Source organism: Bradyrhizobium sp. JR4.1, assembly GCF_040548605.1.
GTDB lineage: Bacteria > Pseudomonadota > Alphaproteobacteria > Rhizobiales > Xanthobacteraceae > Bradyrhizobium > Bradyrhizobium canariense.
The window spans coordinates 1-5,334 of record NZ_JBEPRY010000064.1 but is presented as its reverse complement, the minus strand read 5'-3'; the positions used below and the strand labels follow the sequence as shown (position 1 = coordinate 5,334).

The 5,334-nt window shown below is 58.8% G+C and carries 7 protein-coding genes; 3 read left to right on the top strand and 4 right to left on the bottom strand.

Translation table 11 applies throughout. From position 1 onward, the window contains the following. The coding region (locus ABIB90_RS41395) for a LabA-like NYN domain-containing protein (RefSeq protein ID WP_354202960.1) at positions 1-323 on the bottom strand (323 nt) is incomplete at its 3' end. A 980-nt stretch (positions 324-1,303) separates the two neighbouring features. On the opposite strand from ABIB90_RS41395, the gene ABIB90_RS41390 reads away from it, so the two are divergent. Then, positions 1,304-1,735, top strand: coding sequence for a hypothetical protein (locus tag ABIB90_RS41390; protein WP_354202959.1), 432 nt, complete (start codon positions 1,304-1,306; stop codon positions 1,733-1,735). Between the two features lie 56 nt (positions 1,736-1,791). Here ABIB90_RS41390 and ABIB90_RS41385 read toward each other — a convergent pair whose 3' ends face one another. From ABIB90_RS41385 to ABIB90_RS41375, 3 genes are all read right to left on the bottom strand, one after another. Beyond that, positions 1,792-2,196, bottom strand: coding sequence for a hypothetical protein (locus ABIB90_RS41385; protein WP_354202958.1), 405 nt, complete (start codon positions 2,194-2,196; stop codon positions 1,792-1,794). A gap of 781 nt (positions 2,197-2,977) precedes the next feature. Beyond that, positions 2,978-3,178 (bottom strand): hypothetical protein, encoded by a 201-nt coding sequence (locus ABIB90_RS41380; RefSeq protein ID WP_219685685.1) that lies wholly within the window; start codon positions 3,176-3,178, stop codon positions 2,978-2,980. A gap of 499 nt (positions 3,179-3,677) precedes the next feature. After that, the gene (locus ABIB90_RS41375) at positions 3,678-3,878 is read right to left on the bottom strand and encodes a hypothetical protein (RefSeq protein ID WP_354202957.1); all 201 of its coding nucleotides are present in this window, start codon (positions 3,876-3,878) and stop codon (positions 3,678-3,680) included. Between the two features lie 359 nt (positions 3,879-4,237). On the opposite strand from ABIB90_RS41375, the gene ABIB90_RS41370 reads away from it, so the two are divergent. Beyond that, on the top strand, positions 4,238-5,014 hold the full coding sequence (locus ABIB90_RS41370) for a relaxase/mobilization nuclease domain-containing protein (RefSeq protein WP_354202956.1): 777 nt from the start codon (positions 4,238-4,240) through the stop codon (positions 5,012-5,014). Between the two features lie 95 nt (positions 5,015-5,109). After that, the coding region (locus ABIB90_RS41365) for a hypothetical protein (protein WP_354202955.1) at positions 5,110-5,334 on the top strand (225 nt) is incomplete at its 3' end.

Below are 5,334 nucleotides of genomic sequence, written 5' to 3'. Positions count from 1 at the left end.
AGCTCCATGGCGTTCACGGCGAGCTCGATGTCCATGTTGCCCTTGACCTTGCGGCGGCCGGAGGCGTCGATGAACTCCTTGGTCGCCTTGGTGACCACGGTGTAGCCGTTGTAGTCGAGCCAGTCGATCAGCGGCCGGATCGAGGAGTATTCCTGATCCTCGATGATCGCGGTGTAGTAGAACGCTCTAAGTAGCGTCCCGCGGCTCTGAAACTCCTTCAGCAGACGCTTGTAATCGATGTCGAAGCCCAGAGTTTTCGCCGTCGCGTAGAGATTGGCTCCATCGATGAAGAGCGCGATCTTGTCAGTCGGGATTGGTGACATTCAGTTCACGCTTTCCGTGAAACAGCAGAGATCGGTAGCGAAGATCTTAGAGTACAGACTATGTTTTAAGCTTCAACTATTTTCGACCCGGGCTCGAACTCTGACAATAGCCGAAAGTTGGTGTGTCGGATTTGTAATGTATGCTGTCTAATTCCAGGTGCTTATCTCCATGGTGCTCACGCCATGCCTGCCGGCGATTTTGCCCTGTTTGATCTTTGGATCCACCGGCGCGGCCGCGGCGGGCGGTGGTCTGTTTCAGGTCCATGCGGAAACGTTCTGTTAGTCGGGAGCGAGAGAAGCCGGCCCGCAGCGCAATACATGGCTGCTCGGGCCATCTTCCAGTTGCTGCTGACCGCTCCTTATCTCGATCGAAGGAGATCCAAAGTTGCGTCGGCGCCTTACATGACTTTCGGACTCGTTTACACTGGGATGCGGCAAGGGTTCTTCGGTCGCCGTAGCAACGGAGCTCAGCGGGGGCGCTGCCCGATGGGTTCCCCTGTTTGGCGTCGACCAGCTGCATGCGACATGCCGGCGTGTTGGCACGGTGCCGGTAGGGTGCAGCCGCAGCCGCGCCGGCGCCGGAGGCGCTCCCGCTCTGTTGCGCGCAAGGTTCGACGCCAGGAGGAGCGCCGTCCTGAACGCTATGGATCGGCTACCGAGCTGGCTTCCAGCCGAGAGCTTCGCGACCCCAAAATCGCGTAATTATCTGAGCCGCTAACGGCCGGGCCGAGTGACTACTGCCATTTTGCGATCGGCCCAGCTCTTAATATCGCCGACGGTCATCGCCTTGAGGAACGCGTTCGCGTTGACCAGCTTTTCGCGTGTGGTTCGACCCGTCATGTCAGCGGCGGCCATACTGAAGCAGCATCTGCAGTTTCTGCGCCGGAAAATAGCGCCACGGCTCCCGCCGGTCCCGCGAAATGGGCGAGGTAGAGAGAACCGGGCGTGGCCGGCAGACCGCGCTTGGTCAGCATCGCGGCATGTTGCTCGACCAGCCGTGCGGCAACCTCGCGCGTAAGCTCAGCATCTCCGCGCAAGTCCAAGACTTCCTTGTCGCTGCGGCCCTTGATCAGATCGCGTCGGTGCCTTCGAACGGCTTCGAGCCACGTATCATCGAGAAACTGGGCGGCGCCAGTGGCGCTCGACCGCTTGTTCCTTGCATTCGGGTCACCGTTGGACTCGGCTATGATAATTCGCTCGACCAGCGCCTTGGCAGCCGCCCTGTCGATCGAGCTCCCCTTCAACTGAGCATCGCGAACCAGGACGAAACTCGCGACGAAAGCCAGGCCGATTGCCACTCCAAAAACGAGCGTGATGGATTCCGCGGACAACCACTTCCGCGCGGCGACAACGGATCCATGCTCGTCGGGGCGAGGCGGTCGGATTTCCTCGGCACGGCGTATTTGCCCTGACACATGCGGCGGGAGCCGCGGGTCGGCTGTCGTTCCAACGCAGAGGTATCCGTGCGCTAGGTCTGGCATCGCGTCTGCAGGTTCAATGCTTTCAAGACGCCATCGAAGGCACCTGACAGGCACGGCTTCGCCTCCGCGACCGGTTTGGCGCGACTGGCGCCCGCGCTTGCCTTGGAAATTCCGTGCCGGGGCCGAGGTCTGGGCAGCATGATCGCGGATTTTCCGCTTGCGTTACCCTCCTGCTCGATGATCTTCGAATGTGCTCGTGCAACGATCGGAATGTGGTCCGACGGATTCTTTAGTTCGCGCGAGGAAAGTGGCTGCGGTGGCGCTTCGAATGGCGGAATTTCGAGCCGGTCTGCCTTGGTCAGTGTATCGTGTGAGGGACGTAATCCGACGGTTGCCAGAGCCGGCGGCTCGTTCGCAGGCTCTGTGATGCGCGGCGGCGCCTCGAGCTCCATCACGGCGAGTGTACCGAGGCCAACTAGGAAGAGAGCCACCCTCATCTGATTTCACGCTCTCCGAACGAGAAACCTCACTCAAATCCTCTTAGAAATGAGCTCCAGAAATCAAGAACGATTGCAAAGGTCCAATAAGGCCGCTTAGTGGCAGAGGTGAACCGGGAAGCGCTGCTATGGGAGAAGATCAAAGACAGGGTTAACGCGGGGCATGCGAACTGGCCGAGTGAAGGGGATAGTCAACTCGATGTGGCGCTGGCGGCTGTCACCGAACGCCAGCTCGACGGTCGTCTCGTCCTCACTATTCCCTGGCAAGTTCGCGACTGCATTTTGCAGCGGGAGGTGTGCGTCTGTGAGTTGGTTCAACCCAGCAAGGGGGACGGCGGACGGACGTACATTTCCGCCGTGGAGGACTTCAGCAGCTTGGCAGGACGTGAGGGTGAGCTACGGAATCGTGAGCGATCACTGCGAACCGTCGGCAGGTTATCTGAAACTTCTAAGCGAGGCCCCGGTCCACGCAGTGGAAAAGCACGAAGGCCGCAGCGAGGAAAACTCGCGGCGGCCCGCGCGTGGTCAAAAAGCCGGGTCAAAATGGACAAGTACAATATCGGGCCAGCCCCGGTGTCGGAGATTTTAGCGCTAATTTCGTCCAGATGGCGAAAATAAGTTCGCTATCACCGATGCGCGGGTGTCGACAGTTGACGAAGCGCGATAATGGCGGACTGGCTTCTGCCGTGTCATAGAGATTTGCAAATGGGGAACACCGGCCGCCGAGCTACTTGACCTAGATCATTCGTTCCTTAGTGGCCCGCAGGCTGCGGATGTAATAGCCTTGTGCCTGAACGGCTGACTTGATTTCGTTGCTAACCTTGAGAACTCGTTTTCTGCTCTTTCGCCAGGTATGTGCAGAGCAAAGCGTAGGTACGGCAGAGCCTGTACTTAGAACGAGCAAGCCGCGCTTGTCATTGCGATAGACATCAAACATCGTTCGCCCCCGCTGACCATATTGAACTAAGAATGGAATATGTTTCGGTTGTCTCAATGGCCGAGCTTAGTATTTCGGTCCGCTGTGCGGGTTGTAAATCTGCAACGCCAGCGACTTTCCTTCAGTTCGTTCCGGATACGGAACGAACTGAAGCAAGCCCCGGCCGCCGTCAAATTGCTGCGTATGCAATTACTTCAGTCACGATGTGTTTCGGATGTTGTTGATTGGGGGGCGGAATCGAGCGGCAAGCGGCCGCCGCCGTCTTCACGGATTCGCCCCGTTGGTTGCTCGTGCACGGCAGCGCCGATACGTCGTCGTGGGCGGCGATGCACCGGGCCCGTTGGCGATGTAGCTACATCTTTCGCTGACTGCCTGTTCAGTAAGAATGGCCGACTAGACCTGCTCGCGCTCTGCTCTTCGCGTTTTGACCCGCAGCGCACCTCGCAACGGCTCGGCTGCACGTTCACTTGAGATCGACGCAACTTGGCGTCAGCCGATGTCACCGTTGACCCCTTACGAATTTTTGGGTGTCGTAGTTTTCTATCTTTTGATAGTCGGTCGCAATAACGGGAAGCCACTCTCTTTCTTCTTCTTCTTCTTCTTCTTCTTCTTCTTCTTCTTCTTCTTCTTCTTCTTCTTCGGAGAGTGGGCATGAACCAGCATCCAAGTCGCATCGATCGGTAAATTCCGGGGCGCGCACTCTGCGATTCAGGTCTGAACTGGTCAGGCAGGAGTCGGGACCTATGGTGGTCCACCTGTTTGATTTGCCGAGATTACGACCGCGAGGCTACGCCCAAGTCCTCGCTAACTCATCGGGCGGTGGTGCTCGCCCTCGTCAACGGAAGGCCGCCTCAGACGGCCCTCTTTCCCTTGGTCAATCCGCGCGCATGCGGAAGGGCGTCAGGTTCGAAGCTTTGGCACAACAACCTGCGGCCATCGCTCAGCGAGTGCAAATAGAGCGGCCCCAGCGGCGATTGGGGGCCCGCGCATCTCAAGTCGCACCTTGCCTACATCACCCGCAACGGTGAGCTGGATGGCGAAACAGAGCAGGGCGCGGCCATGGCAGGTCGTTCCGGATTGAAAGACCTGCAGCAACGGTGGGTGGATGATGCCCGTCTAGACCATAAGCGTCGCCGCGACGGATCGCTTTCGGTGAATATTATTGGGTCGATGCCGGCTGGTACCGACGCCATCGCCGTCAAGGATTCAGCCCGGGCATTTGCCATCGAAACGTTTGGCTATAATCATGACTACGTCTTCGTCCAGCACCTCGATGACAAGCATCCTCACGTGCACTTGACCGTTCGATCCCTCGGCCATGACGGAAAGCGCCTTAATCCCCGTAAGGCGGACCTTCAGGCCTGGCGAGAACGTTTTACTGGCGAACTTCGGCTTCGCGGGATCGCGGCGGAGGCAACGCCGCGGCGAACCCGCGGACGAGTTCGAAAGGCCGCGCGCGGGGCGGTCCTCGCTATGCGCAAGAGAAAGATCACGCCCGATGTTGATCGGCGTGCCCCCAACGAGGTGCTTTCGGAAGTGAAGGGCGGAAGGAGCGCCAAACACCCTTGGGACGAACAGATCAAGTCACGTCAGGATGTGATCCGGCGGCGATATCTTGATTATGCCGCCGAGCTGCAGCGCTCTGGAGTGGCAGCTGATCATGCGCTAGCCCGCGAGATACGGCAATTTGTAAACGATATGCCGGCTGTCGAAACTCGCTGGGAGGTGCTGAAGAAGGAGCTTTCGGAGCTGGCCAGTAGCCGGCGCCGAAACGCGAAGCAGGACCTTGATGCAGAGGGGCACAATCAAAGGGGAGGCGATGAGCGCACCAGATAGGCGTGCGCAGGAATCATAATCCTGGGGTCCCTCTAGGGACTCGAACCCCCGACATGTCCAGACCGGAGACATAGGTAACAGGTCGTACCTAAGACATGGGTGACAACCTCGTGCCGAACGGGTTGTCGAGGGGTTTCAAAATCGTTTACTCCAAAAGTCGATCCAGTTTGAGGCCGCTGGTCAGCGATCTGCTGTGTTCCGGCGAGACGGCTCGCGCTGTCGCCATCAACCCCGCGCGTGCCGCGCCCCTGTGGGCTTCGGGGGTTGACCGCGACAGCGGAGCAAGCAAAGGGCCTGCCATGCCAAGAATGCACGAGAGC